Source organism: Pseudomonas guariconensis, assembly GCF_024127895.1.
GTDB classification, from domain to species: domain Bacteria; phylum Pseudomonadota; class Gammaproteobacteria; order Pseudomonadales; family Pseudomonadaceae; genus Aquipseudomonas; species Aquipseudomonas guariconensis_B.
The window spans coordinates 84,443-107,779 of sequence record NZ_JAMYBK010000009.1 but is presented as its reverse complement, the minus strand read 5'-3'; the positions used below and the strand labels follow the sequence as shown (position 1 = coordinate 107,779).

Genomic DNA, 23,337 nt, shown 5'->3' with positions numbered 1-23,337 from the left:
CAGGTCAACGAAGTGGCCCTGCGGGTGATCAGCGCCTCCAACTCGTCGATGGCCAATTCCGACGAGCAGTCCAACCGCACCAACAGCGTCGCCGCGGCCATCAACGAGCTGGGCGCCGCGGCCCAGGAGATCGCCGGCAACGCCGCCCAGGCCTCGCAACACGCCACCTCGGCGCGCCTGCTGGCCGAGGAAGGCCAGCAGGTGGTGGAACGCAACATCGAAGCGATGAACCGCCTGTCGGACCTGATCGTCACCTCCAGCGCCCACATCGAGACGCTCAACAACAAGACGGTGAATATCGGCCAGATCCTCGAGGTGATCACCAGCATTTCCCAGCAGACCAACCTGCTGGCGCTCAATGCGGCGATCGAGGCGGCACGTGCCGGCGAGGCCGGCCGTGGTTTCGCCGTGGTCGCCGACGAGGTGCGCAACCTCGCCCACCGCACCCAGGAGTCGGCGCAGCAGGTGCAGAGCATGATCGAGGAGCTGCAGGTCGGTGCCCGCGAGTCGGTCGAGACCATGGACCAGAGCCAGCGCCACAGCCACGACAGCATGGCGATCGCCAACCAGGCCGGCGAGCGCCTGGGCAGCGTGACCCAGCGCATCGGCGAGATCGACGGCATGAACCAGTCGGTGGCCACCGCCACCGAGGAGCAGACCGCCGTGGTCGACTCGATCAACATGGATATCAACGAGATCAACATGCTCAACCAGGAAGGCGTCGAGAACCTGCAGGCCACCCTGCGCGCCTGCGCCGACCTCGAACAGCAGGCCACCCGCCTCAAGCACCTGGTCGGCAGCTTCAGGATCTAGCGGCAAGCAAAAGCAAAAGCAGGGGTGTGCACACTCCTGCTTTTTCTTGCCGCTTGAAGCTTGCTGCTCACAGCCGTCCCCGATCGAACAAACTATCCTTCAGGAAGGTCAACCTTTAGGCGCGTCATCGCCGGCCCATAGCGGCCGGATGACAGACCCGAAGACGATCCCGGAGGGATGCTGATCGTGCACATCGCTGACATCACCATGTTCTACGCCCCGGCCAGCGGCGGCGTACGTACCTATCTTGATGCCAAACACCGCCGACTCGACGCCAAGACCGGCGTCCGCCACAGCCTCTTGATCCCCGGCCCCAGCGCCAGCCACGCCGATGGCATCTACCAGGTGCCGGCGCCTCCCCTGCCTTTTGGCAACGGCTACCGCTTCCCGGTACGCCTGGCCCCCTGGTGCAACGTGCTGCGCCGCCTGCAGCCCGACCTGATCGAAGTGGGCGACCCCTACCTCACCGCCTGGGCGGCCCTGGAAGCACGGCGCAAGCTCGACGTGCCGGTGATAGGTTTCTACCATTCCGACCTGCCGCTGCTGGTCAGCAACCGCATGGGCAACTGGTTCACGCCCAATGTCGAGGCCTACGTCAGCAAGCTGTACGGCAATTTCGACCGGGTCCTGGCACCGAGCCAGGTGATGGCCGACAAGCTGCGCCGGCTGGGGGTCAGGGATGTGCACGTGCAACGCCTGGGCGTCGACCTGGCCACCTTCAACCCCGAGCATCGCGACCCACACCTGCGTACCGAACTGGGCATTCCCGACACCACCCGCCTGCTGGTGTTCGCCGGCCGCGGCTCGCGAGAGAAGAACCTGCCGGTGCTGCTCGACTGCATGCGCCACCTGGGGCGCCACTACCACCTGCTGCTGGCGGGCTCGAACATGCCAACCAATGTGCCGGACAACGTCAGCGTGATCGACGCGTTCTGCCCGCCCGAGGAGGTCGCGCGGCTGTTCGCCAGCGCCGATCTGCTGGTGCATGCCGGCGACCAGGAGACCTTCGGCCTGGTGATCCTCGAAGCCATGGCCAGCGCCACGCCCGTGGTGGCCGTGCGCGCCGGCGCCTTCGGCGAGATCGTCAACGAGCAGTGCGGCCGGCTGTGCCGCCCCAACGACGGCCAGGCCATGGCGCAGGCCGTGCGCGAGACCTTCGAGGCCGGCGTGCGCCAGCTCGGCGCCCAGGCCCGCCGCCACGTGGAGCAGCACTACTCCTGGGACACCGTGGTCAACGGCCTGCTGGAGCACTACCAGGCGGTCCTTGGCCACCTGCCGCAGGTCCGCGCCCATGCCTGAGGCCACCTCGCCACGCAGCCTGATGCTGGTGCTGCACGACGTCGCGCCTGAGACCTGGCCCGACTACCAGCCCTTCGTCCAAGCCATCGACGCCCTCGGCAATGTGCCCATGACCTGGCTGGTGGTCCCGGACTTCCACCACCGCAACGCCCTGGGCCGCTCGCCGACCTTCTGCCGCCTGCTCGAACGCCGCCTGGCACAAGGCGACGAACTGGCCCTGCATGGCTACTACCATGCCGACGACGGCCCGCCGCCACGCAGCCCCGGGGAGTACTTCATGCGCCGGATCTACACCCATGAAGGTGAATTCTACGGACTCGACGAAGGCGAGGCCTTGCAGCGCCTGGAGGCCGGCCTGGCGCTGTTCGGCCGCCAGGGTTGGCCGGTGGCAGGCTTCGTCGCGCCCGCCTGGCTGATGAGCGAAGGCACACGCCAGGCCCTGCGCCGCCTGCCCTTGCGCTATACCAGCACACCGCAGCACCTGTACCGCCTGCCGACATTCACTGCCATCGAGGCGCCGGGCCTGGTGTGGAGTGCCCGCAGCCCCTGGCGCCGCGGCTTGTCGAGGATGCTCTGCGACTGGCAATGCCGGCGCTGGCGCCAGGCCAGCACCCTGCGCCTGGGCCTGCACCCGGTGGACATGCGTCATCGCGCGTCCCGCGACTACTGGCTGCACACCCTGCTGGCGCTACGGGCGCAAGGCCGCGAGCCACTGACCAAGTCCGCCTGGCTGGACCGCCAGGCCAGGGCATGAACCGCCTGGGCTGGCTGGGCCTGGCACTGCTGTTGGCGGTGCTGGTCCCGGCCCTGCTCGGTGGCAGCGACCTGCTGCCCCGGCTGAAAACCTTCGCCCCCGGCCTGATGCTGATGCTGCTGGGCATGATCTTGCTGTGCTGGGTCATCAACGCCCTGCGTCTGCGCCTGCTGCTCGGCCAGCAAGGTACGCGGCTCGGGCGAGTGCGCAGCCTGGGTGTAGTCATGGCCACCGAGTTCGCCATCTGCACCACCCCAGGCGGTAGCGGCGGGCCCCTCACCCTCATGGCCCTGCTGGCCCGCGAACGCATCGGCCCGGCGCGCAGCGGCGCGGTCTTCGCCATGGACCAGTTGAACGACCTGGTGTTCTTCTTTTGCGCCATGCTGGCGATCGCCGGCTACGCCCTGTTCCACAGCCTGGGGCACAGCCAGGAAAGCATGCTGCTCGGCAGCGCGTCGCTGCTGTGCGTGGTGCTGGCTGGGGTGCTCGGGCTGCTGCGCTACCGGCGCCGGGTGATGCGCCTCAACGGCCGCCTACTGCGCCGGCTGGGCATGTCACGCCTGCGGCGGCGGCGCTGGGCGCGCAAGCTGCTGCATTTCAGCCATGCCCTGGCCGACACCTGGCGTCTGCCCAAGCGCACCCTGGCCCTGGTGTTCACCCTGACCTGCGCGCACTGGAGCCTGCGCTACAGCGTGCTGTACCTGGTGTTGAGGGGGTTGGGCGTAGAGCTGTCGTGGATACCGAGCTTCCTGGTGCAGATGCTGTCGCTCAGCGCCGGCCAGTTCAGCCTGCTGCCTGGTGGCGCCGGGGCCGCCGAGCTGACCTCGGCGAGCCTGCTGGCGCCGCTGGTGGGCAGTTCGACGGCGGCGGCGGCGATCCTGATCTGGCGCGCCGTCACCTATTACTTCTACCTGATCGCCGGTGGGCCGGTGTTCGTCTGCCTGCTGGCGCGTCCACTGCTGGAGCGCTGGCGTCGCCAGGCAGATTGAGCTGGCGCCAGAGTTCGGCGGCACCGGCGAAATCGGTGCCGGCATCGTCGCCCAGGGCGTCGAGATCGAAGCGGGCCAGGCAGCCCTCGCCCAACGTCGGCGGTGTCTCGGCTGCCGCCCTGTCGCGTGGGTCGACCATTATCCAATACTCGTCAGGGGGCGCTTTGCAGCCCCAAGGCTCAGTCGAACACCACGGTCTTGTTGCCGTGTACCAGCACGCGGTCTTCCAGGTGATAGCGCAGGCCACGGGCCAGGACCATCTTCTCCACGTCACGACCGAAACGCACCATGTCCTCGATGCTGTCGGCATGGCTGACACGGACCACGTCCTGCTCGATGATCGGCCCGGCATCCAGCTCCTCGGTGACGTAGTGGCAGGTCGCGCCGATCAGCTTGACCCCACGCAGGGCGGCCTGGTGATAGGGCTTGGCGCCGACGAAGGACGGCAGGAAGCTGTGGTGGATGTTGATCACCTTCTCGGCATAGGCCTGGCACAGCTGCGGCGGCAGGATCTGCATGTAGCGCGCCAACACCACGACATCAGCCGCATGCGCCTCGACCAGACGCGACACTTCGGCGAACGCTGGCGCCTTGTCCTTCGGATCGACCGGGACATGGAAGAACGGGATGCCATGCCACTCGACCATGCTGCGCAAGTCGTCGTGGTTGGAGATCACGCACGGGATCTCGCAGTCCAGCTCGTCGGTGTGCCAGCGGTGCAACAGGTCGGCCAGGCAGTGGGATTCGCGGCTAGCCATCAACACCACGCGCTTCTTCTGTGCCGAATCGGTGATCCGCCAGGTCATGGAGAACTCTTCGGCGATCGGCGCGAAGGCCTCGCGGAAGGCCTCGATATCGAACGGCAGGGATTCGGCGCGGATCTCATGGCGCATGAAGAACCAGCCGCTCTGCTCGTCGGAGTGGTGGCTGGCTTCGTTGATCCAGCCATTGTACAAGGCCAGGAAATTACTGACTTTCGCCACGATACCGACACGGTCGGGGCAGGCAATCACCAGTCGATAGGTGCGCATGAATGAGACTCCAGAACTTCGCAAAGGCGCATATTCTAGCGGCCTGCCAGGAAAAACGCAGTAATGATCGGCACAACCGCAGCGAATGCCGAGCGGCTTGAGTCGATGGTGAGAATGCACGGCGTCCGTAGGAAAACGATGATTTCATCACCGCATATGTAAATTTTTCTTAACCAAACAGATACGTTGTCGTCGGACAATTAACAGTTTATTGCTATTTTAATTGTTTACTTGAGAGTATCGCCTGTCTATTATTGTCCCCTACTGTCTGTCTCCCTGAACACGCATTAAGGAACACTCCATGTCCCTGATCAACGAGTACCGCGCTACCGAAGAAGCCATCAAGGAACTTCAGGCCCGCCTGGCCAACCTGTCGCAAGATGACAAGCTGAAGAAAGAGCTGGAGTTCGAAGGCAAACTGCGCGCACTGATGGGCGAATATTCCAAGTCCCTGCGCGACGTGATCGCCCTGCTCGATCCCGATTCCAAACTGAGCAAGGCGCCACGTGGTGCCGTAAAAACCACCGGCACCAAGCGTGCTCGCAAGGTCAAGCAATACAAGAACCCGCACAATGGTGAAGTGATCGAAACCAAGGGCGGCAACCACAAGACGCTGAAAGAGTGGAAAGCCAAGTGGGGCAGCGACGAGGTCGAAAGCTGGGCCACCCTGCTGGACTGATCCCCGGGTATTGTCCTTTTATACCCCCATGAAAAACGCCGGCACATTGCCGGCGTTTTTCATGGGGCACGCATTCTATAACTGATACTGCACCTTCAACTGCCGGAGATGCGCCTGCCAGGCCTCCAGCACCCGCCGCCCGGCCTCGTCCGCCGTGGCCCAACTGCTCTGCCAGGCCTGTTCGAAGTCACCGACGGTATTCGGCGCCCCCAGGCACGGATCGCTCAAGCGTTGCTGGCAGAATGATTGCCACCGTTGTCGTTCCTCGGTATTCAAGGTCTCGGCGAAGTTTCGTGCGCGATAACGGAACAACAGCTCCGGCAGCCGCGGATCATCGAACATCCAGTGCCCCTGACCCAATTGTGCAGGCTCCAGGCGACGGACTTGTTCGCACAGGCGCCGGTCCCGATCGCCGATAAACCCATCGTACAGTTGTTGTTCCGGATCCTCGCTGGGGGTGAAATCATCAGCGTTGTAAATGTGCGCCAGTTTTTCCTGCCAAACGTTTTGTTGATTGGCCAGTTGTTCGCCACGGCGTTGCAGCAGTGCCATATCCAGGCCCAAACGCTGCTGGTCAGCAGGGCGTAATACCGACAACGGCGCGAGCACCGGGCAACGATTGACCTGCACCAACTTCAAAGGTACAGGTAGTTGTCCCTCGGATAATTCATCGCGGCGCGTGTACAAACGCTGACGTAATGTTTCTGCGCTTTCCTGCAATAACGGCAGTGTTTCCAGGTGCAGGTCGCACACAATCAGTGCATTGCGATTACGCGGATGCCAGGCCAGCGGCAGCACCACGCCAAGATAGTTACGCTCTGCTGAAAAACGCCCCGAAACATGTACCAGCGGCTGCAGCAGGCGTACCTGTTCCATCACTTTGTGCTTGCTGCGCAACTGGAACAACCAGTCGTACAACCGAGGCTGCTGCTGGCGGATCAAGCGGGCCAGGGCGATGGTCGCCCGCACGTCGGAAAGTGCCTCGTGGGCCTGGCCATGGTCGATGCCGTTGGCCTGGCTGAGCAGCTCCAGGCGCAGGCTGGTACGACCATCCTGCTGCGGCCAGACGATCCCTTCCGGGCGCAAGGCATAGGCGGTGCGCACCACGTCGATCAGGTCCCAGCGGCTGTTGCCACCCTGCCATTCGCGGGCATAGGGATCGAAGAAGTTGCGGTAAAGGCTGTAGCGGGTGACTTCATCGTCGAAGCGCAGGGTGTTGTAACCCGCGCCACAGGTTCCGGGGCGCGCCAGTTGCTCATGCACTTTTGTCATGAACTCGGCTTCGCACAGCCCGTTGCCTGCCAGTTGCTCGGGGGTGATGCCGGTCACCAGGCAAGCCGCCGGGTGCGGCAGGATATCGTCGCTGGGCCGGCAATAAAGGCTGATCGGTGCCTCGATTTCGTTGAGTTCGAGGTCAGTGCGCACGCCTGCGACCTGCAGGGGCCGGTCGCGGCGCGGATCGATACCGGTGGTTTCGTAATCGTGCCAGAAGATGCTGGTGCTCACGGGGTCGTCCTGTAACAAGGTCGACCAGAGTCTACCGGAGACAGCCTCAGGCGGAAGCGTTCATGGGCCGGAAACTGAAGTAGCTGCGCAAGGAACGCACGAACTCCTCGTACTCGCGGGGTGCCTGCAACAGCATGAAGCCTGAATCGTAGTGCCCCGGCGTCTGGTCCTCGCGACACCATAGGCAACTGGCAGTCAGGTTGACGTATTGCCACCCGCCGCCTGCCAGCGGCAGGCGCAACTGCAGCTCGAAATCCGGCCCGACCAGCACCGGCAACTGGCTGATCAGCATCAACCCGTCCTCCGAGGCATTGCCGAGGTAGCCGATCTGCTGGTCGGTGAATCGGTTGTACACCTTGAGGACACAAGGCAACTGGTGACGTTCTATATGGCGTTCGATAAACATGCTGTCCGTACCTGATGCCAGGAAGACAAGGTACTGGCGGTGATCGTTACATCTGCCTGACAGATTAGCCCAGGGCGCCTGTCCAATTCCATGAAATCAACAACACCTTGGTGTTAGCGCCAAGGTGCACGGGTGACCGGCGTCGCCACCGCCGCCTCGCCAGGCCGATAGTGACCGAGTTGCTCGAGTGTCTGCAGCCGCGCCCGGGCGCGGTAGGCGTACTCGTTCTGCGGGTAGCGCTGGATCAGGTACTGGTAGGTCTGCGCCGCATCGACGTAGAGTTTCTGGCGCTCCAGGCACTGGCCCCGCAGCAGCGAGACTTCCGGGTGAATGAACGGCCGGGCACGGCTGGTACGGTCGACCTGCGACAGCTCCAGCATCACCCGCTGGCAATCGCCGCGGTCGTAGGCACGGTAGGCATTGTTCAGATGATGGTCCATCGACCAACGGGTGCAACCGACGACACTGGCCGCCACGGCCAAAACGATCAGGGCTCGCATGGGGGATCTCCTTTATTACGCAGTGTATCGGCTTGGTTTGGTATTTCTTCAGCTTCAAGCGGCAAGCTGCAAGCGGGTATGCGGCGCGAATCAGCTAGAGGCTTGCAGCTTGGAACCTCCGTTCAACCGCCAAGCCCAAGCGCTGCCAGGTAGTGCAATGGAACAATGACTACAGCGAGATTCCGGGGTAGCCTTTCGCTGCGCTTCACTATAGGAGTCTGTGCATGACCATCCGCCGTACCAAAATCGTCGCCACCCTCGGCCCCGCCAGCAACTCGCCGGAAGTGATCGAACAACTGATCCTCGCTGGCCTGGACGTGGCACGCCTGAACTTCTCCCACGGCACCCCGGACGAGCACAAGGCCCGCGCCCGCCTGATCCGCGACATCGCCGCCAAGCACGGGCGTCACGTCGCGCTGCTGGGCGACCTGCAGGGGCCGAAGATCCGCATCGCCAAGTTCAGCAACAAGCGCATCGAACTGAAGATCGGCGACACGTTCACCTTCTCCACCGCCCACCCGCTGACCGAAGGCACCCAGGACATCGTCGGCATCGACTACCCCGACCTGGTCAAGGACTGCGGCGTCGGCGACGAACTGCTGCTCGATGACGGCCGCGTGGTCATGCGTGTCGAGACCGCCACTACCGATGCCCTGCACTGCGTGGTGATCGTCGGTGGCCCGCTGTCCGACCACAAGGGCATCAACCGCAAGGGTGGCGGCCTGACCGCCCCGGCCCTGACCGACAAGGACAAGGCCGACATCAAGCTGGCGGCGGAAATGGACCTGGACTACCTGGCCGTGTCCTTCCCGCGTGACGCCAGCGACATGGAATACGCCCGCAAGCTGCGCGACGAAGCCGGCGGCACCGCCTGGCTGGTGGCCAAGATCGAGCGCGCCGAAGCCGTGGCCGACGACGAGACCCTCGATGGCCTGATCGCCGCCTCCGACGCCGTGATGGTCGCCCGTGGCGACCTGGGCGTGGAAATCGGCGACGCCGAGCTGATCGCCATCCAGAAGAAGATCATCCAGCACGCCCGCCGCAACAACAAGGCGGTGATCGTCGCGACCCAGATGATGGAGTCGATGATCCAGAACCCGATGCCGACCCGTGCCGAAGTGTCCGACGTGGCCAACGCCGTGCTGGACAACACCGACGCGGTGATGCTGTCGGCCGAGAGCGCCGCCGGCGCCTACCCGATCGAAGCGGTCCAGGCCATGGCGCGTATCTGCCAGGGCGCCGAGAAGCACCCGACCAGCCAGAAGTCCAGCCATCGCCTGCATACCACCTTCGAGCGCTGCGACGAAAGCATCGCCCTGGCGGCGATGTACACCGCCAACCACTTCCCCGGCGTCAAGGCGATCATCGCCCTCACCGAAAGTGGCTACACCCCGCTGATCATGTCGCGCCTGCGCTCGCACGTGCCGATCTTCGCCATGTCGCCGCACAGCGGCACCCAGGCCCGTACCTCGCTGTTCCGTGGCGTCTACCCGATCGCCTTCGACCCCGCCTCGCTGCCGCCGGAGAAAGTCAGCCAGGCCGCGGTCGACGAACTGCTCAAGCGCGGCCTGGTGCAACAGGGTGACTGGGTGATCCTGACCAAGGGCGACAGCTACCACACCATCGGCGGGACCAATGGCATGAAGATCCTGCACGTGGGTGATCCGCTGATCTGAGTCGATTCTCCAACGCCGTAATCCTGGGGCCGTTTCGCGCCCCTTCGCGGGCAAGCCCGCTCCCACATGGCCCTGCCAACCGCATCATTCGTGATCGACTCGGCCCCTGTGGGAGCGGGCTTGCCCGCGCAAGGAGCCCCACAAGCCATCAGGCATGCTCGAGAAACACATCGGCAAACAGCTGGTTCCTCGGCAACCCGGCAATGAACAGCCGCCGTGCGAAGCGCTCGACACTCCCCGGCGCCCCGCACGCCAGCGCCACCGTCTGCCGCGATGACAGGCGCAACCCCGCCAGCGCTTGCTCCAACTGATCGGCCAACCCCCACTCGACACTCACCCTGGGATATCGATCGGCCAGGTCCGCCAACGGCCCGGCCAGGTACTGTCCGGCGCGGTCATGGGTCACATGCAGCACCCGGATCCCACCCTGGTGCCCCTGGCGCAACGCTTCCCGCAGGATGCCCCACAACGGCGCAAGCCCTGTTCCCGCGGCCAGCAGCCACAAGGGTCGCTCCTGCCAGTCCGGGTCGTAGTGCAAGGCGCCGCCCCGCAGCTCGCCCAGGCGCAGCTCATCGCCCTCGGCCAGCCGCCTGGCCTTGTCGCAGAAGGCGCCAGGGCGCCGGCAATCCAGGTGGAACTCCAGGAAGTCATCTTCCCCCGGCAGGCTCGCCAGTGAATACGGCCGCGCCACGCCGTCCAGCCACAGCACCAGGTGCTGCCCTGCCTGGTAGCGCAATGGCCGCTCGGGCCTAAGGCGCAAGCGCAGCACGTCGCCGAACCACGCCAGGGCGCAGACGCGCGCAGGCAAGCCATCGCTCGACGGATCGAACACCGCCACCCGCAAGTCGGCGCTCACCCGGCACTGGCAGGCCAGGCGCCAGCCCTGCTCGCGCTGCGCAAGGCCCAGCGCCTCGGGCATGGCGTCCTCGGGCTGCCCCTCCAGGCAACGCACCAGGCAGGCATGGCAACTGCCGGCGCGGCAGCTGTAGGGCACGCCACAACCTGCGGCATTGAGGGCATCGAGCAGGTTGCTGGCGGCCGGCACTGTCCAGCAGCGCTCGCCGACGCAGAGTTCAGGCATGGTCGGTATGTCTCCACGAATCACATCGCCCACTCTAGGGCTTCGCGGGTAAATCAGCAAAAAGGGTGCCCGTCGGTTGCCGACCTTGGTCCAGACCACACGCAGGTGTGCCGGGGGCGGATGCGCGCTATACTGCCGCGCCCTTTTGCGTCGGCCAGCCTGCCGGCGCGCCTTGCAAGGCATTTCGACGCGCAGGTCGGCGGTGTCGGAAAGCCTTTATGAATGTTCCCGTCTTTAAGAGGAGCGCGCTGCATGACCGTGATCAAGCAAGACGACCTGATTCAGAGCGTTGCCGACGCCCTGCAATTCATCTCGTACTACCACCCCGTCGATTTCATCCAGGCGATGCACGAAGCCTACCTGCGTGAAGAGTCGCCCGCCGCGCGCGACTCCATCGCCCAGATCCTGATCAACTCGCGCATGTGCGCCACCGGCCACCGCCCGATCTGCCAGGACACCGGCATCGTCACCGTGTTCGTCCGCGTGGGCATGGACGTACGCTGGGACGGCGCCACCATGAGCGTCGACGACATGATCAACGAGGGTGTGCGCCGCGCCTACAACCTGCCTGAGAACGTCCTGCGCGCCTCGATCCTGGCCGACCCGGCCGGTGCCCGCAAGAACACCAAGGACAACACTCCGGCGGTGATCCACTACTCCATCGTCCCCGGCGACAAGGTCGAGGTCGACGTCGCCGCCAAGGGCGGCGGCTCGGAGAACAAGTCGAAGATGGCCATGCTCAACCCGTCCGACTCGATCGTCGACTGGGTCCTGAAGACCGTCCCGACCATGGGCGCCGGCTGGTGCCCGCCTGGCATGCTGGGCATCGGCATCGGCGGTACCGCCGAGAAGGCCGCGGTGATGGCCAAGGAAGTCCTGATGGAGTCCATCGACATCCATGAACTCAAGGCCCGCGGCCCGCAGAACCGCATCGAGGAACTGCGCCTGGAGCTGTTCGAGAAGGTCAACCAGCTGGGCATCGGCGCCCAGGGCCTGGGCGGCCTGACCACCGTGCTCGACGTCAAGATCATGGACTACCCGACCCATGCCGCCTCCCTGCCGGTGTGCATGATCCCCAACTGCGCCGCCACCCGCCACGCCCACTTCGTGCTCGACGGCACGGGCCCGGCCGAGCTGGAAGCGCCGTCGCTGGACGCCTACCCGGAAATCGTCTGGGAAGCCGGCCCGAGCGCCCGCCGCGTCGACCTCGACAGCATCACCCCGGAAGAAGTCGCCAGCTGGAAGCCGGGCGAGACCCTGCTGCTCAACGGCAAGATGCTCACCGGCCGCGACGCCGCGCACAAGCGCATGGTCGAGATGCTCAACCGTGGCGAAGCGTTGCCGGTGGACCTCAAGGGCCGTTTCATCTACTACGTAGGCCCGGTCGATCCGGTCGGTGACGAAGTGGTAGGTCCTGCCGGCCCGACCACCGCCACCCGCATGGACAAGTTCACCCGCCAGATCCTCGAGCAGACCGGCCTGCTGGGCATGATCGGCAAGTCCGAGCGTGGCCCGACCGCCATCGAGGCGATCAAGGACAACAAGGCCGTGTACCTGATGGCCGTCGGCGGCGCCGCCTACCTGGTAGCCCAGGCGATCCGCAAGTCCCAGGTCCTGGCGTTCGCCGAGCTGGGCATGGAGGCGATCTACGAGTTCGAGGTCAAGGACATGCCGGTCACCGTCGCGGTGGACAGCAACGGTGAGTCGGTGCACATCACCGGCCCTGCCCTGTGGCAGAGCAAGATCGCCGAGAGCCTGGCGGTCGAAGTGAAGTAAAACGCCCGACCGTTTGGGGCTGCCTTGCAGCCCCAAGCTTCAAGGCTCTGCCAGACCCGCGCAGCGGCCAACCCAGCCCTACAGAACCCGCTCGAACTGCTCCGGCCAGTCCCGCCGGGTGAACACCTGCCCTTCCCGCCGTACCCGTCGCACCTCCTCCAGATCCACCTCACAGACCAACCAACGGCTACCGCCAGGGCACAATTCGGCGCTCTCGGCGATCACGCCATTGGCCGGCATACCATGGTCCGGCGGCACGAACAGCCCTGCCCGCCCGATGTTCTCATCCAGCGCCGGCGACCAAGGCGCCATGCCCACCGTAGGGCTCTGCAACACGGCGATCTGGTTCTCCAGGGCGCGCGCCTGGGCGCCGATGCGCACGCGGTGATACCCCGCCTCGGTGTCGGTGCAACTGGGGGTGAGGACCAGGTCCGCACCGCCTTCGGCCAGGCGCCGGGCCAGCAGGGGGAACTCGTTGTCATAGCAGATCAGGATGCCCAGGCGCCCCAGGGCCGTGTCGAACACCTTGAGCCCTTCGCCTGCGGCGATCCCCCACTGCTCCCGTTCGAAGCGGGTCATGATCAGTTTGTCCTGATGGCCCAGCACCCCGTCCGGACCGAACAGCCAGGCACGGTTGCGGTAACGGCCATCGGCGTCGAGCACGGGCACGCTGCCAGGCTGCAGGTAGATGCCCCAGCGACGGGCAAGGCTTTCGCACAGCGCCAACCACGGCGCGACCAGCGGCTGGATGCCGGCGATCGACGCCTTCAGGTCGCTGCGCTGTTGTACCGGCAACTGGCCGCTGAGCACCAGGCCGGCATATTCAGGCAATAGCAGCAACTGCCCACCAGCCTCGACCGCCTCGGCGCACAAGCCGTGCAAGTGCTCGGCATAGGCGTCCCAGCTCTCGTACAGTTCGATGGCGTACTGGCACGCCGCGAGGCGGATCATACCGGCAGTTCCTTGAGCCAGAAGGACATGATCTTGGCCGATTCGGTCTGCTCGTCGAGGTCGCGCCAGGCATAGGTGGTGCGCAGCGACGGATCGTGCAGGAAGCCACGGTTGCGCCAGAAGCCATGCAACGGCTTGTAGTCCAGTGGGCGCCGGGGATGGCCGGCCGGGCGCTCGACAGCGCAGAAGGCGCAGTAGTCGAATTCAGCGAGCTTGTGGGCGTAGGATTCGCGCTCGATGAAGAAGCGCACGCCCAGGCCCTGGCCCCGGTAGGCCGGCAGCAACACCGACTCGCCGAAGTAGTAGACGCTCGCCGGGTCCCGGCCCTGGGCCAGGAACGGCTGCTGGAACTCGAGCGTCTCGTCGACCAGGGGCAGGCCGGTCGAGGCGCCGACCACCTTGCCGCCGTCCAGGGCCAGCACCACCAGGCTGCGCCCGGAACGGGCATAGGTGGACAGGTAGTCGGCCTCGTATTCCGGCGAGCCGTCGTAGAGGTAGGGGAACTCGCGGAACACCGTCAGGCGCAGGCGAGCGAGGTCATCGATGTAAGGCGCGATGGCAGCGCCGTGCAACAGGCGGATTTCCATGCGTAGCGGTCGTTTTGTCGATGTGGATGACGCGCTCGGCTAAGCCGGGCTTGAGGGGAAACCCTATCATCCGTTCCACGCCATTCCCTTTCCCGTACACGACAGGAACATTGCCATGACCGCTACCGAGCTCGTCAACGCCTACTACGCCGCCTTCAATGCCGGGGACATGCCGGCCTTCCTCGCCCTGCTCAGCGAGGACGTGATCCATGACATCAACCAGGGCGAGCGGCAGATGGGCAAGGCGGCCTTCGCAGCCTTCATGGACAAGATGAACCGCTGCTACCGGGAACGCCTGGCCGACATCGTGGTGATGCAGAACGCCGACGGCAGCCGCGCGGCCGCCGAGTTCACCGTGCACGGAGAGTACCTGGCCGATGACGAAGGGCTGCCACCGGCCAATGGGCAGACCTACGTGCTGCCGGCTGGGGCGTTCTTCTACATCCATTGCGGGAAGATCGCCCGGGTGACCAACTACTACAACCTCAATGACTGGGTCGAGCAGGTGGGCTGAGGGCTGGGGTTGGCAGTACAGTTTTGGGGGCGCTTCGCACAAGCCCGGGTAAACCTCGGATGATGCGAATGGCCCCCTCCTCTACGTCAGGCAATCCGCGTCCCGAGCAATTTGAGAAATGCCGCCAACCACGCCGGATGCGCTGGCCAGGCCGGTGCGGTCACCAGGTTCCCGTCCACGTGCGCCTGGTCCATGGCGATGTCCACATATCGCCCTCCCGCCAACCTCACCTCGGGCGCACACGCCGGATACGCACTGCACTCGCGCCCATCCAGCACACCGGCCGCCGCCAGCAACTGGGCCCCATGGCACACCGCAGCGATGGGCTTGCCGGCCTGGTCGAAGGCCTTGACCAAACCCAGCACCCGCTCATCCAGGCGCAGGTACTCAGGCGCCCGGCCCCCTGGGATCAGCAGCGCGTCATAGCCCTCGGCCCGCACCTGCACGAAGTCCTGGTTCAGGGCGAAAGCGTGCCCTGGCTTCTCGCTGTAGGTCTGGTCACCTTCGAAATCGTGGATCGCCGTGCGCACGGTCTGCCCCGCCAGTTTCTCCGGGCACACCGCGTGCACCGTGTGGCCGACCATCTTCAGGGCCTGGAAGGGCACCATCACCTCGTAGTCCTCGACGTAGTCGCCCACCAGCATGAGAATCTTCTTCGCCGTCATCGCCGCCACTCCTTCCGTAGCATGAGAACAATCCCTGCACGATAGTCCGCTTCGCCGTCTTAGTCGCGGCGATCCAGCAGGTTGACCACCAGGCGATCGAGCAATCCCCACAGCCGCTGCTGCACCCGCCACCAGAGCGGCCGGGCCTGCCAGCGCGCCAGGTCGACCTCCTGGCTCAGGGCGAAGTCGCGCTCGAAACTGGCCGCCACGGCGGCGGTCAACGGTGGGTCGATGGCCTCGACATTGGCCTCGAGGTTGAAACGCAGGTTCCAGTGGTCGAAATTGCACGAACCGACGCTGACCCAGTCGTCCACCAGCACCATCTTCAGGTGCAGGAAGCAGGGCTGGTACTCGAAGATCCGCACGCCGGCGCGCAGCAACCGCGGATAGTAGCGATGACCGGCGTAGCGTATCGCCGGATGATCGGTGCGCGGGCCGGTGAGCAGCAGGCGCACATCGATGCCCTTCTGTGCAGCCCGGCGCAAGGAGCGGCGCACGCTGAAGGTCGGCAGGAAGTACGGCGTGGCCAGCCAGATGCGACGCTGGCCACTGTTCAGGGCCCGTACCAGCGCATGCAGGATGTCTCGGTGCTGACGGGCATCGGCATAGGCCACCCGGCCCAGGCCCTGCCCCTGGGCCGGTACGCGAGGCAAGCGCGGCAACCCGAAGCCTTCCGGTGGGCGCCAGGCGGTGCGCCGGTTGTTGGCGTGCCACTGGCGATCGAACAACAGTTGCCAGTCAGTCACGATCGGCCCCTGCATCTGCACCATCACCTCATGCCACTCGCTGGTTTCGTCCCCCGGCTTCCAGAACGCGTCGGTGACACCGGTGCCGCCGACCACGGCCCAGCGCTCGTCCACCAGCAGCAGCTTGCGATGGTCGCGATAGAAGTTGCGCAACCCTCGCAGCCAGCGCAGGCGGTTGTACAGCCGCAGCTCGACACCCGCCGTCTGCAGGCGCTGGCGCAGGGCCGAGGGGAAGGCCAGCGCACCGTAGTCGTCGAACAGGCAGCGCACCCGCACACCCCGGCCAGCGGCCTGCTCGAGGGCCTCGACCACCGCCTCGGCGCAGGCGCCGGCTTCCACGAGATAGAGCTCCAGGTCGACCTGGAATTCAGCACGCACGATCGCCATGAGCATGCGCGGAAAGAACCTGGGGCCGTCGATCAACAGCTCGAACTGGTTGCCACCCCGCCAAGGGAAGACCGGCCCCGACATGTCAGCGAGCGGCGAAGATCAGCACCGCACTCACCGGTACCGATGGGCTGATGGAAGAAAGCCCGGCGAGCTTGCGCAAGGTCGCCAGGCCCGGCATCAGGCCGAAGTCCTCGGCGCGCAGCAGCAGCGGCTCCAGGGTCACCACCTGGAAGCGCCGCTCGTCCAGACGAGTGGCCAGCAACAGGACGTTGTAGCTGCGCGACTCGCCATGCAGGGTCACGGTCACCGGCAGGCGCAGCTCCACCTGGGCGCCGTTGGCAAGGTCATTGATCGGCCCCAGGTCGATCTGCGCCTGCACCTGGGCCTCCGGGAAACGGGCGACCTCGAACAGCTCGTTGCGCATGCGTTCGTCACGCAGCGGAACGCCGCCACTGACCGAGTCCATCTCGATGCGCAGTTGCGCCAGGCCCTTGCGGTCGACCTTGCCGTGCAACACCAGGAAGCGATGCACCTCGGCGGTATCGCCGTTCTTGCTGGTGACGAAGGACAGGCGCGAGGACTCGCCGTCCAGGTGCCAATTGGCGTGGGCGGGCAAGCACAGGGCCAACAGGAGGGCGGGCAGGAGACGGAGCAACTTGAACATGTGAAGTCCTTTGAAACAAGGCCGTCAACCTTACCCGCCCCTCTTCATGGCAGCAAGCGGCAGCCCGCGCGCGCCCCCTGCCAGGCGGCCACGCTACTGCGCCCCAGGCCCTCGGCGAACACCCGTCGCCGCGCAGGGTCTTCCTCCAGCCGGCCCAACGGCAGGTACTGCTTCACGTAGCCCTGGCAATACGCCGCGTCGAAGCCCATGACGAACCGGCACGAGCAGTACTCCTTGGCCGAGTAGGCCGAAAGAATCCCAGGGAAGTCCGCCACCGCCTGGCGCTCATGCCAGGCCCAGGCCAGCAGCAACGACATCGGCACCAGCCACACCAGGTGCTTCATGCGCCCTCCGCAGCCAGGGCAGTCAGCACCCGCTTGAGCAGCTCGTTGTGCCGGTAGCTGCCATCACGGTCGTCGCCGTAACGGACGATCACCAGCTTCTGCGAAGGCAGCAGGTAGAGCGCCTGGCCCCAATGCCCGAGCGCCGCATAGGTATCCAGCGGTGCGTCCGGCCAGGGTGCAGGGTGGCCCGGCAACGGCTGGTTGAGCCACCAGTGGCCGCCGGGGTTGGCCTCGCCGGGGGCTGCCTCGGCGTGCTCGAACAGGCGTCGGTTGAACGCCACCCAACCCGCCGGCAGTAGCTGGCGATCGCGCCAGCGCCCCTCGCGCAGCATCAGCAGGCCGATCCTGGCCAGGTCGCGGGCGCTCAGGTAGAGGTAGGAAGACCCCACGTAGGTGCCGGCGCCATCGCGCTCCCAGACGGCACTGTCGATGCCCAGCGGCGTGAACAGCGCCTGCCAGGGGTAGTCCTCGTATTGCCCAGGCTCGAGCATGCCCCGCAGGGCGGCGGCCAGCAGGTTGCTGTCGCCGCTGGAATAGAGAAAGCGTGCGCCCGGCGTCGCGTCGGCGGGCATCGCAGCGGCAAAAGCGGCCATGTCGGCGCGGCCACGGGTATAGAGCATGGCCACCACCGAGGACTTGAGCGGCGCGTATTCGTAATCCTCCTGCCAGGCCAGGCCGCTGGCCCAGTGCAGCAAGTCGACCAGGCGCAAGCAAGGGTGGGCTTGCAGTGGCGGGTAGTAACGGGCCGCCGGGTCCTCGAGGGCGAAGCGCCCTTCGCCCTGGGCCACGCCGAGCAGAGTGGCCAGCACGCTCTTGCTGATCGACCAGGTCAGGTGCGGGGTATCGACACCGCTTGGCGCGGCGTAGCGCTCATGCAGGATGCGCCCATCGCGAATGATCAGCAGCGCGTCGCTGCGCACACCCGTGCGCTCGGTCGCATGGCGCGCCGGGAAGGCATAGGCATCGACGGCCTGCCAGTCGAGCGCATTGGGCTCGGTGTGCCAGTCCGGGTCCGGCCATGCCTCGGCCCAGGCCGGCATGGCGACCATCCCCAGGATGCCCAACAGCCCCTTCAGCGTACCCATGGCCGGCCCTCTCGTCGCGGATCGGGCGAGCCTGCCAGGGTTTCATGACAATCCAGCGGCGGCCCAGGCCTTTTCCAGGCGCTTGTCGCGGGCGGCAGCGGCCAGCGCCAGCACGCCCTGGTCACGCTGCCAGCAATGTGCCCAGGCCTGCGGGCCGGCAGCCAGGGCCTTGTCGATATCGCCGCGCAAGCCCTGGAACTGGGCGAACAGCCCGGCGAGCAGCAGATGGCAGGCGGTGCTGTCGGCGCATTGCCGGCTGCCCTCGGCACAACCGCCAAGCAGGCCCAGCAGACGCAGGCGCAGCTCCCGTGGCCAGCCACTGTCCTGACCGACGCCATATAACCAGGCGACCAGCGCCGCCAGCACATAAAGGTCCTCGAGGGAGCGGAACGGTTTGACATAGGCGTCCCAGCCATCGCCGGCGAGCAGTTCGCAGGCGGCCTGCTGCAGGTGCAGGCGGGCATGCCCGACCTCGGGCATCAGCGGCAGCGCTGGCAGGGCCTCCAGACGCACCCCGGGCTCGCCCGGGTAGACCACCGCCAGGCTCAGGCGGGGAGGTTCGCCCTGCCCTTCGCTGCGCGCCGCCACCAACAGCCACTCGGCCTCGAGCCCTGCCGTCACGAAGTCCTTGCTGCCAGTCAGGCGCAGGCCATCGAGCCGGGTCTGCATGTCTGCCGGCCGCACGCTGCGCCGCTCAGTGGCGCATAGCGCGCCGAGGCTGGCCGGGGCGCTGGGCCAGAGCACGCGCAAAGCGGCCTGGTAGCCGACCAGGAAGGCCAGGCCCGGGGTGGCCATGGCACGGCCGCCGAGCACCGCCAGCTCGAAGGGGTTGACCGGCCCCAGGCGCTCGAGCAGCGCACCGTGGCTTTCGCCCAGGCTGTCGGCCCGGGGCTGGCGGAAAGGGTCGTTGAGTCGTTGCAACCAGGCCATCGGACGCTCCTCGCAAGGGGTTGTCACGCAAGCATCACCAAAGATTCACAGGGGTGACACCGCGCGTACCTAGGCTGACTTTGCACAACAAAGCCGACCGGCCGCAACCCTCTTTGGCTGGCTTAGGGAGACTCGCAATGACTCGGATCGCTCGCTCTGGCGACAACAGCACTGAACGCCGTCTGCAAGCCGAACGCCTGGTCGGCGTCGCGGCCCTGCAAGAAGCGCAGGCCCTGCGTTTCAAGGTGTTCAGCGCCGAATTCAAGGCCAAGCTCAAGGGCGCGGAACAGGGCCTGGACATGGACGACTACGACATCCACTGCCGCCACATCGGCGTGCGCGACCTGGCCAGCGGCCAACTGGTCGCCACCACCCGTCTGCTCGATCACCAGGCCGCCAGCAGCCTGGGCCGTTTCTACAGCGAAGAAGAATTCAGCCTGCACGGGCTGCTCCAGTTGCAGGGCCCGATCCTCGAGCTGGGTCGCACCTGCGTCGACCCGGCCTACCGCAACGGCGGCACCATCGCCGTGCTCTGGGGGGAGCTTGCCGAGGTGCTCAACGAGGGCCGCTACAGCTACCTGATGGGGTGCGCCAGCATCCCCATGCAGGACGGCGGCGTGCAGGCCCACGCCATCATGCAGCGCCTGCGCGAGCGCTACCTGTGCACCGAGCACCTGCGCGCCGAGCCGAAGAAGCCGCTGCCGAGCCTGGCCCTGCCGAACAACGTCATCGCCGAAATGCCACCGCTGCTCAAGGCCTACATGCGCCTGGGCGCGAAGATCTGCGGCGAGCCCTGCTGGGACGAGGACTTCCAGGTCGCCGACGTGTTCATCCTGCTCAAGCGCGACGACCTCTGTCCGCGCTATGCCCGCCACTTCAAGGCGGCGGTCTGATGCCGCGCCTGCGGGTACTCGCCCGCCTGGCCCGGCTGATACTGGTGTTGCTGCTGGGCATGCTCATGGCCAGCGTGATCGCCTTCGGCGAACGCCTGGGCCTGAAAGCCTCCGTCGAACGGCGCCAGCGCTGGACGCGCCGGTTCATGCAGCACTTGGTCGGCGCCCTGCCCTTCAAGGTGCGCGTGGTCGGCCCGTTGCCACGCCAGCCGATGCTGTGGGTCAGCAACCATGTGTCCTGGACCGACATTCCCCTGCTCGGCATGCTCACGCCCCTGTCGTTCCTGTCCAAGGCCGAAGTGCGCCACTGGCCGTTGGCCGGCTGGCTGGCGCAGAAGGCCGGGACCCTGTTCATCCGCCGCGGAAGCGGCGACAGCCAACGCCTGGCCCGGCAGATCGGCAACCAGCTAAACCAGCGACGGCCGTTGCTGATCTTCCCGGAAGGCACCACCACCGACGGCCGCAGCCTGCGTACCTTCCATGGTCGTCTGCTGGCCGCTGCCATCGACCTGGGCACGCCGCTGCAGCCGGTGGCGATCCAGTACCTGCGCGATGGCGAGCCCGACCCTGTGGCGCCGTTCATCGGCGACGATGACCTGGTTTCGCACCTGGTGCGGCTGTTCAGCCAACCGCGCGGCGAGGTGGTCATTCAGTTGCTGCAGCCGATCACCAGTGCGGGCAAGGAGCGGGCGGCCCTGGCCTTCCAGGCGCAGCAGGCGATCCACATGGCGTTGTTCGGCATCCAGGACGTGGAGATGGCGCCGCGTCGTCGGACGCAGGCGGCATAGTTGCGGCGGCGTCGGTACCGGCCTACTCGCGGCGGTACCGCCTCACCTGCCCGCCGCAGCAAAGGCCTGCAACTGCGGATAGAACTCGCGAAAATCCGCCAGCAACGGCTCGTACAGCCGCTCCAACTCCCCCATCACCCCACTCATCCCCTCCGGCCGCGACAGCCGCCGGGCGATCCCCTTGAACACCTGCTCCAGGGTCGCGAAGTCGCCATAAGCCCCCAGCCAGTCATCCGCCGCCATGAACGGCGCAATGTGTGCCAGCCGCCCCGGAAGCTCGGACTGGGCCAGCAGCACGCGATAGAACGCCTCGGTGAACTCGCCCAGTGGCTGTTCGGCATAGTCCGCCCAATGCCGCGCCAGGCAGTGGTCGAAGAACACATCGAGGATGATCCCGGCATAGCGCCGCCGCTCGCGGGGGAAACGCGCCAGCGCCGCCAGCACCAGCGGGTGGCTGTCGGTATAGCTGTCGATATGCCGGTGCAACCGGATCGAGGCCTCCAGCGCCGGCGGGAAACGCCCGTCCAGCGAGCCCTTGACGAAGTCGCCATACAGGCTGCCCAGCAGTTGCTGCGGCGCGTGGCCGCCCAGGTGAAGGTGTGCGAGGTAATTCATGGCGCCAGTCTAGCACCCACTCTGGCCATATCGTTATAACGCGATATAGCGATTCATGCTCAGCTCAGAACCTCTTCATATTTGTATATCGCGAAATATCGATTTATATTTCGCTCCATCGCGATATACCGCTACACACCACGAGCCCAACCATGCCTCTCGATCTCGACGAAATAATAAAAGCCCTGGCCCACCCGGTCCGGCGAGACATCCTCAACTGGCTGAAGGACCCCGCGGCGCAATTCCCCGACCAGCAGCACAGCACCGAATACGGCGTCTGTGCCGGGCAGATCGACCAACGCTGCGGCCTGTCGCAGTCGACCGTCTCCGCCCACCTGGCGACCTTGCAGCGCGCGGGCCTGATCAGCAGCCAGAAGATCGGCCAGTGGCATTTCTTCAAACGCAACGAGCAAACCATCCGGGCTTTCCTCGAGCAGATGAGCCAAGAGCTCTGACAAGGACCTTGCAATGCCCCTTTCCCTGTTGATCCTGGCGCTGAGCGCCTTTGCCATCGGTACCACCGAGTTCGTCATCATGGGCCTGCTGCCCGACGTGGCGCAGGACCTTGGCGTGACCATCCCCGGCGCCGGTTGGCTGGTGACCGGTTACGCCCTGGGCGTGGCCATCGGTGCACCGTTCATGGCCCTGGCCACCGCCCGCCTGCCCCGCAAGGCCGCGCTGGTGACGCTGATGGGCGTATTCATCGTCGGCAACCTGCTGTGCGCCGTGGCCAGCGACTACGACCTGCTGATGTTCGCCCGGGTGGTGACCGCCCTGTGCCACGGTGCCTTCTTCGGCATCGGCTCGGTGGTGGCCGCCAGCCTGGTGCCGGCCAACCGCCGCGCCTCTGCGGTGGCGCTGATGTTCACCGGCCTGACCCTGGCCAACGTGCTCGGCGTGCCCCTGGGCACTGCACTGGGCCAGGTCGCCGGCTGGCGTTCGACCTTCTGGGCCGTGACACTGATCGGGGTGATCGCCTTGATCGGCCTGGTGCGCTTCCTGCCGCTGCAGCGCCAGGAAGAAAAGGTCGACATGCGCGCCGAACTGGCCGCCCTCAAGGGCATCGGCATCTGGCTGTCGCTGGGCATGACCGTGCTGTTCGCCGCGTCCATGTTCGCCCTGTTCACCTATGTGGCACCGTTGCTCGGTGACGTCACCGGCGTATCGCCACGCGGCGTGACCTGGACCCTGCTGCTGATCGGCCTGGGCCTGACCCTGGGCAACATCCTCGGCGGCAAGCTGGCCGACCGCCGCCTGGGTGCCACCCTGGTAGGAGTGTTCGCCGCCATGGCGGTGGTGTCCACCGTACTGAGCTGGACCAGCAGCGCCCTGGTGCCGGCAGAAATCACCCTGTTCCTCTGGGCCACCGCCGCCTTCGCCGCCGTGCCGGCCCTGCAGGTCAACGTGGTGACCTACGGCAAGGCCGCACCGAACCTGGTCTCGACCCTGAACATCGGCGCCTTCAACCTGGGCAATGCCCTGGGCGCCTGGGTCGGCGGCAGCGTCATCGCCCATGGCTTCGGCCTGACCCGCGTGCCCCTGGCCGCAGCGGCCCTGGCGGTGCTGGCGCTGATCGTCACCCTCATCACCTTCAGCCAGCGCGGCGGCGATGCCGAACTGGCCAGCGCTTCCAATTGACCCACGCGAGGCTAAGC

Annotated in this window: 26 protein-coding genes; 12 read left to right on the top strand and 14 right to left on the bottom strand. The window is 66.0% G+C overall.

Translation table 11 applies throughout. The features are described from left to right. The first annotated feature begins 48 nt into the window (after positions 1 to 48). The 4 genes from NJF35_RS24875 (at position 49) to NJF35_RS12430 (ending at position 3,855) form a co-directional block, all read left to right on the top strand. The gene (locus NJF35_RS24875) at positions 49 to 813 is read left to right on the top strand and encodes a methyl-accepting chemotaxis protein (protein WP_410046035.1); all 765 of its coding nucleotides are present in this window, start codon (positions 49 to 51) and stop codon (positions 811 to 813) included. A gap of 177 nt (positions 814 to 990) precedes the next feature. After that, a complete protein-coding gene (locus NJF35_RS12440; RefSeq protein ID WP_253091127.1) occupies positions 991 to 2,112 on the top strand; it encodes a glycosyltransferase family 4 protein in 1,122 nt (373 codons plus the stop codon). After that, positions 2,105 to 2,866 (top strand): DUF2334 domain-containing protein, encoded by a 762-nt coding sequence (locus NJF35_RS12435; protein ID WP_225788020.1) that lies wholly within the window; start codon positions 2,105 to 2,107, stop codon positions 2,864 to 2,866. The genes NJF35_RS12440 and NJF35_RS12435 overlap by 8 nt, the downstream gene beginning before the upstream one ends. Next, positions 2,863 to 3,855, top strand: a complete 993-nt coding sequence (locus tag NJF35_RS12430; RefSeq protein ID WP_225788019.1) for a lysylphosphatidylglycerol synthase transmembrane domain-containing protein — start codon at positions 2,863 to 2,865, stop codon at positions 3,853 to 3,855. Before NJF35_RS12435 ends, NJF35_RS12430 begins: the two co-directional genes overlap by 4 nt. Positions 3,856 to 4,034: 179 nt before the next feature. Here NJF35_RS12430 and purU read toward each other — a convergent pair whose 3' ends face one another. Then, the gene (gene purU / locus NJF35_RS12425; protein WP_225788018.1) at positions 4,035 to 4,886 is read right to left on the bottom strand and encodes a formyltetrahydrofolate deformylase; all 852 of its coding nucleotides are present in this window, start codon (positions 4,884 to 4,886) and stop codon (positions 4,035 to 4,037) included. A gap of 301 nt (positions 4,887 to 5,187) precedes the next feature. Between purU and mvaT the strand changes: the two genes are divergently transcribed. After that, positions 5,188 to 5,565, top strand: coding sequence for a histone-like nucleoid-structuring protein MvaT (gene mvaT, locus NJF35_RS12420; protein WP_225788017.1), 378 nt, complete (start codon positions 5,188 to 5,190; stop codon positions 5,563 to 5,565). 75 nt (positions 5,566 to 5,640) lie between these two features. Here mvaT and sbcB read toward each other — a convergent pair whose 3' ends face one another. The 3 genes from sbcB to NJF35_RS12405 all read right to left on the bottom strand — a co-directional run bounded on the left by sbcB (position 5,641) and on the right by NJF35_RS12405 (position 7,977). After that, a complete protein-coding gene (sbcB, locus tag NJF35_RS12415; RefSeq protein ID WP_225788016.1) occupies positions 5,641 to 7,071 on the bottom strand; it encodes an exodeoxyribonuclease I in 1,431 nt (476 codons plus the stop codon). A 46-nt stretch (positions 7,072 to 7,117) separates the two neighbouring features. Further along, entirely contained in the window at positions 7,118 to 7,477 is a 360-nt protein-coding gene (locus NJF35_RS12410; protein WP_225788015.1) for a PilZ domain-containing protein, read from the bottom strand. Positions 7,478 to 7,590: 113 nt separating this feature from the next. Beyond that, entirely contained in the window at positions 7,591 to 7,977 is a 387-nt protein-coding gene (locus tag NJF35_RS12405) for a tetratricopeptide repeat protein (protein WP_225788014.1), read from the bottom strand. Between the two features lie 224 nt (positions 7,978 to 8,201). Here NJF35_RS12405 and pyk point away from each other — a divergent pair, with 224 nt between their 5' ends. Next, positions 8,202 to 9,653, top strand: coding sequence for a pyruvate kinase (gene pyk / locus NJF35_RS12400; protein WP_253091126.1), 1,452 nt, complete (start codon positions 8,202 to 8,204; stop codon positions 9,651 to 9,653). Positions 9,654 to 9,801: 148 nt separating this feature from the next. Here pyk and NJF35_RS12395 read toward each other — a convergent pair whose 3' ends face one another. After that, positions 9,802 to 10,734: an iron-sulfur-binding ferredoxin reductase gene (locus NJF35_RS12395; protein ID WP_225788012.1), complete on the bottom strand. Its 933-nt coding sequence runs from the start codon at positions 10,732 to 10,734 to the stop codon at positions 9,802 to 9,804. A 252-nt stretch (positions 10,735 to 10,986) separates the two neighbouring features. Between NJF35_RS12395 and NJF35_RS12390 the strand changes: the two genes are divergently transcribed. Beyond that, complete coding sequence (locus NJF35_RS12390; RefSeq protein WP_225788011.1) at positions 10,987 to 12,510, top strand: fumarate hydratase; 1,524 nt, start codon at positions 10,987 to 10,989, stop codon at positions 12,508 to 12,510. Between the two features lie 78 nt (positions 12,511 to 12,588). On the opposite strand, the gene NJF35_RS12385 is transcribed toward NJF35_RS12390, so the two are convergent. Together NJF35_RS12385 and NJF35_RS12380 are read right to left on the bottom strand one after the other, a co-directional pair. Continuing rightward, positions 12,589 to 13,461, bottom strand: coding sequence for a carbon-nitrogen hydrolase family protein (locus NJF35_RS12385; RefSeq protein WP_225788010.1), 873 nt, complete (start codon positions 13,459 to 13,461; stop codon positions 12,589 to 12,591). Continuing rightward, the gene (locus tag NJF35_RS12380; RefSeq protein ID WP_225788009.1) at positions 13,458 to 14,048 is read right to left on the bottom strand and encodes a GNAT family acetyltransferase; all 591 of its coding nucleotides are present in this window, start codon (positions 14,046 to 14,048) and stop codon (positions 13,458 to 13,460) included. Before NJF35_RS12380 ends, NJF35_RS12385 begins: the two co-directional genes overlap by 4 nt. 115 nt (positions 14,049 to 14,163) lie before the next feature. Between NJF35_RS12380 and NJF35_RS12375 the strand changes: the two genes are divergently transcribed. Continuing rightward, positions 14,164 to 14,562, top strand: a complete 399-nt coding sequence (locus tag NJF35_RS12375; protein ID WP_225788008.1) for a nuclear transport factor 2 family protein — start codon at positions 14,164 to 14,166, stop codon at positions 14,560 to 14,562. 86 nt (positions 14,563 to 14,648) lie between these two features. On the opposite strand, the gene NJF35_RS12370 is transcribed toward NJF35_RS12375, so the two are convergent. From NJF35_RS12370 to NJF35_RS12345, 6 genes are read right to left on the bottom strand one after another with little or no spacing between them, the layout of a single operon-like run. Next, positions 14,649 to 15,227 (bottom strand): DJ-1/PfpI family protein, encoded by a 579-nt coding sequence (locus NJF35_RS12370; RefSeq protein ID WP_225788007.1) that lies wholly within the window; start codon positions 15,225 to 15,227, stop codon positions 14,649 to 14,651. Between the two features lie 59 nt (positions 15,228 to 15,286). Continuing rightward, on the bottom strand, positions 15,287 to 16,444 hold the full coding sequence (locus NJF35_RS12365) for a phospholipase D-like domain-containing protein (RefSeq protein WP_225788006.1): 1,158 nt from the start codon (positions 16,442 to 16,444) through the stop codon (positions 15,287 to 15,289). Between the two features lies 1 nt (position 16,445). Continuing rightward, the gene (locus NJF35_RS12360; RefSeq protein WP_225788005.1) at positions 16,446 to 17,027 is read right to left on the bottom strand and encodes a YceI family protein; all 582 of its coding nucleotides are present in this window, start codon (positions 17,025 to 17,027) and stop codon (positions 16,446 to 16,448) included. Between the two features lie 44 nt (positions 17,028 to 17,071). After that, positions 17,072 to 17,371 (bottom strand): amidase, encoded by a 300-nt coding sequence (locus tag NJF35_RS12355; RefSeq protein WP_253091125.1) that lies wholly within the window; start codon positions 17,369 to 17,371, stop codon positions 17,072 to 17,074. Then, the gene (locus NJF35_RS12350; protein WP_253080390.1) at positions 17,368 to 18,447 is read right to left on the bottom strand and encodes a serine hydrolase domain-containing protein; all 1,080 of its coding nucleotides are present in this window, start codon (positions 18,445 to 18,447) and stop codon (positions 17,368 to 17,370) included. The genes NJF35_RS12355 and NJF35_RS12350 overlap by 4 nt, the downstream gene beginning before the upstream one ends. Before the next feature lie 51 nt (positions 18,448 to 18,498). Further along, a complete protein-coding gene (locus NJF35_RS12345; protein WP_225788003.1) occupies positions 18,499 to 19,386 on the bottom strand; it encodes an acyl-CoA dehydrogenase family protein in 888 nt (295 codons plus the stop codon). 137 nt (positions 19,387 to 19,523) lie between these two features. Between NJF35_RS12345 and olsB the strand changes: the two genes are divergently transcribed. After that, entirely contained in the window at positions 19,524 to 20,279 is a 756-nt protein-coding gene (gene olsB, locus NJF35_RS12340; RefSeq protein WP_225788002.1) for an L-ornithine N(alpha)-acyltransferase, read from the top strand. After that, a complete protein-coding gene (locus NJF35_RS12335) occupies positions 20,279 to 21,067 on the top strand; it encodes a lysophospholipid acyltransferase family protein (RefSeq protein WP_253091124.1) in 789 nt (262 codons plus the stop codon). Before olsB ends, NJF35_RS12335 begins: the two co-directional genes overlap by 1 nt. 42 nt (positions 21,068 to 21,109) lie before the next feature. Here NJF35_RS12335 and NJF35_RS12330 read toward each other — a convergent pair whose 3' ends face one another. After that, complete coding sequence (locus NJF35_RS12330) at positions 21,110 to 21,682, bottom strand: ACP phosphodiesterase (RefSeq protein ID WP_253091123.1); 573 nt, start codon at positions 21,680 to 21,682, stop codon at positions 21,110 to 21,112. Between the two features lie 152 nt (positions 21,683 to 21,834). Here NJF35_RS12330 and NJF35_RS12325 point away from each other — a divergent pair, with 152 nt between their 5' ends. Together NJF35_RS12325 and NJF35_RS12320 are read left to right on the top strand one after the other, a co-directional pair. After that, on the top strand, positions 21,835 to 22,137 hold the full coding sequence (locus tag NJF35_RS12325) for an ArsR/SmtB family transcription factor (protein WP_225787999.1): 303 nt from the start codon (positions 21,835 to 21,837) through the stop codon (positions 22,135 to 22,137). Positions 22,138 to 22,150: 13 nt separating this feature from the next. Next, positions 22,151 to 23,320: an MFS transporter gene (locus tag NJF35_RS12320; RefSeq protein WP_225787998.1), complete on the top strand. Its 1,170-nt coding sequence runs from the start codon at positions 22,151 to 22,153 to the stop codon at positions 23,318 to 23,320. The last annotated feature ends 17 nt before the right edge of the window (positions 23,321 to 23,337 follow it).

Coding starts and splice junctions, on each gene's coding strand:
- NJF35_RS12320 (WP_225787998.1), top strand. CDS start 22,151: ATGCCCCTTTCCCTGTTGATCCTGGCGCTGAGCGCCTTTGCCATCGGT.
- NJF35_RS12405 (WP_225788014.1), bottom strand. CDS start 7,977: ATGCGAGCCCTGATCGTTTTGGCCGTGGCGGCCAGTGTCGTCGGTTGC.
- NJF35_RS12370 (WP_225788007.1), bottom strand. CDS start 15,227: ATGACGGCGAAGAAGATTCTCATGCTGGTGGGCGACTACGTCGAGGAC.
- NJF35_RS12380 (WP_225788009.1), bottom strand. CDS start 14,048: ATGGAAATCCGCCTGTTGCACGGCGCTGCCATCGCGCCTTACATCGAT.
- NJF35_RS12330 (WP_253091123.1), bottom strand. CDS start 21,682: ATGAATTACCTCGCACACCTTCACCTGGGCGGCCACGCGCCGCAGCAA.
- NJF35_RS12360 (WP_225788005.1), bottom strand. CDS start 17,027: ATGTTCAAGTTGCTCCGTCTCCTGCCCGCCCTCCTGTTGGCCCTGTGC.
- pyk (WP_253091126.1), top strand. CDS start 8,202: ATGACCATCCGCCGTACCAAAATCGTCGCCACCCTCGGCCCCGCCAGC.
- NJF35_RS12325 (WP_225787999.1), top strand. CDS start 21,835: ATGCCTCTCGATCTCGACGAAATAATAAAAGCCCTGGCCCACCCGGTC.
- NJF35_RS12365 (WP_225788006.1), bottom strand. CDS start 16,444: ATGTCGGGGCCGGTCTTCCCTTGGCGGGGTGGCAACCAGTTCGAGCTG.
- NJF35_RS12385 (WP_225788010.1), bottom strand. CDS start 13,461: ATGATCCGCCTCGCGGCGTGCCAGTACGCCATCGAACTGTACGAGAGC.
- NJF35_RS12430 (WP_225788019.1), top strand. CDS start 2,863: ATGAACCGCCTGGGCTGGCTGGGCCTGGCACTGCTGTTGGCGGTGCTG.
- NJF35_RS12375 (WP_225788008.1), top strand. CDS start 14,164: ATGACCGCTACCGAGCTCGTCAACGCCTACTACGCCGCCTTCAATGCC.
- mvaT (WP_225788017.1), top strand. CDS start 5,188: ATGTCCCTGATCAACGAGTACCGCGCTACCGAAGAAGCCATCAAGGAA.
- olsB (WP_225788002.1), top strand. CDS start 19,524: ATGACTCGGATCGCTCGCTCTGGCGACAACAGCACTGAACGCCGTCTG.
- NJF35_RS12410 (WP_225788015.1), bottom strand. CDS start 7,477: ATGTTTATCGAACGCCATATAGAACGTCACCAGTTGCCTTGTGTCCTC.
- NJF35_RS12395 (WP_225788012.1), bottom strand. CDS start 10,734: ATGCCTGAACTCTGCGTCGGCGAGCGCTGCTGGACAGTGCCGGCCGCC.
- NJF35_RS12345 (WP_225788003.1), bottom strand. CDS start 19,386: ATGGCCTGGTTGCAACGACTCAACGACCCTTTCCGCCAGCCCCGGGCC.
- NJF35_RS12440 (WP_253091127.1), top strand. CDS start 991: ATGCTGATCGTGCACATCGCTGACATCACCATGTTCTACGCCCCGGCC.
- NJF35_RS12435 (WP_225788020.1), top strand. CDS start 2,105: ATGCCTGAGGCCACCTCGCCACGCAGCCTGATGCTGGTGCTGCACGAC.
- purU (WP_225788018.1), bottom strand. CDS start 4,886: ATGCGCACCTATCGACTGGTGATTGCCTGCCCCGACCGTGTCGGTATC.
- NJF35_RS12390 (WP_225788011.1), top strand. CDS start 10,987: ATGACCGTGATCAAGCAAGACGACCTGATTCAGAGCGTTGCCGACGCC.
- NJF35_RS12335 (WP_253091124.1), top strand. CDS start 20,279: ATGCCGCGCCTGCGGGTACTCGCCCGCCTGGCCCGGCTGATACTGGTG.
- NJF35_RS24875 (WP_410046035.1), top strand. CDS start 49: ATGGCCAATTCCGACGAGCAGTCCAACCGCACCAACAGCGTCGCCGCG.
- NJF35_RS12355 (WP_253091125.1), bottom strand. CDS start 17,371: ATGAAGCACCTGGTGTGGCTGGTGCCGATGTCGTTGCTGCTGGCCTGG.